The 1,439-nt window shown below is 62.8% G+C and carries 1 protein-coding gene; it reads left to right on the top strand.

Annotated elements, in window-relative coordinates; genetic code table 11:
- Positions 1–1,439: DNA-directed RNA polymerase subunit beta (locus ON27_RS25435; RefSeq protein ID WP_043733040.1), on the top strand; the 1,439-nt coding region annotated here is incomplete at both ends.

The following is a 1,439-nucleotide window of genomic DNA, read 5'->3' as shown; positions in this document are numbered from 1 at the left end:
AGCTACCGGATGCGGAAGTTCAACCGGTCGAATCAGGGTACGTGCTCGAATCAGCGTCCGATTGTGGACGAGGGTCAGCGGGTGGAGCGTGGTCAGGTTCTGGCTGATGGTCCGTGCACCGAGAACGGTGAGATGGCCCTGGGTAAGAATTTGCTGGTGGCGATCATGCCGTGGGAGGGCCACAACTACGAGGACGCGATCATCCTGTCGCAGCGGTTGGTGGAGGAGGATGTGCTGACCTCGATCCATATCGAGGAGCACGAGATCGACGCTCGCGACACCAAGCTGGGTGCCGAGGAGATCACGCGGGATATCCCGAATGTGTCCGATGAGGTGCTCGCGGATCTGGATGAGCGGGGCATCGTGCGGATCGGTGCGGAGGTGCGTGACGGGGACATCCTGGTCGGCAAGGTCACGCCGAAGGGTGAGACGGAGCTGACTCCGGAGGAGCGGTTGTTGCGGGCGATCTTCGGGGAGAAGGCGCGGGAGGTGCGTGATACCTCGTTGAAGGTGCCCCATGGTGAGTCGGGCAAGGTCATCGGTATCCGGGTGTTCTCCCGGGAGGACGACGACGATCTGCCGCCGGGTGTCAACGAGCTGGTGCGGGTGTATGTGGCGCAGAAACGCAAGATCCAGGACGGTGACAAGCTCGCGGGCCGGCACGGGAACAAGGGTGTGATCGGCAAGATCCTGCCGACCGAGGACATGCCGTTCCTGCCCGATGGCACTCCGGTGGACATTATTTTGAACACGCATGGTGTGCCGCGTCGTATGAACATCGGTCAGATCCTGGAAACCCATCTGGGCTGGATCGGCAAAGCGGGCTGGCAGGTCGACGTCGCCACCGACGGCACCCGTCCCGATTGGGCGCGGGCGCTGCCGGAGGAGATGCTGGGCGCTCCGTCCGACTCGAACATCGCCACGCCCGTCTTCGACGGCGCGCGGGAGGAGGAGTTGACCGGGTTGCTGGCCTCGACGCTGCCCAACCGGGACGGTGAGCGGATGGTCGACGACGACGGGAAGGCCACGTTGTTCGACGGGCGTTCCGGTGAGCCGTTCCCGTATCCGGTGGCGGTGGGTTACATGTACATCTTGAAGCTGCACCATTTGGTCGATGACAAGATCCACGCGCGTTCGACCGGTCCGTACTCGATGATCACCCAGCAGCCGTTGGGTGGTAAGGCGCAGTTCGGTGGTCAGCGTTTCGGTGAGATGGAGTGCTGGGCCATGCAGGCCTACGGTGCGGCGTACACGCTGCAGGAGTTGCTGACCATCAAGTCCGACGATGTGGTCGGTCGCGTGAAGGTCTACGAAGCGATCGTCAAGGGCGAGAACATCCCGGAACCGGGCATTCCGGAATCGTTCAAAGTCCTGCTCAAAGAACTCCAGTCACTGTGCCTCAACGTCGAAGTGCTGTCCTCCGACGGCGCCGCGATCGA

This window comes from Nocardia asiatica NBRC 100129, assembly GCF_000308415.1.
In the GTDB taxonomy this organism is placed as follows: Bacteria; Actinomycetota; Actinomycetes; order Mycobacteriales; family Mycobacteriaceae; genus Nocardia; species Nocardia asiatica.
Note: the sequence above shows the minus strand (reverse complement) of the source record. Positions and strands in the feature narration are given on the sequence as shown.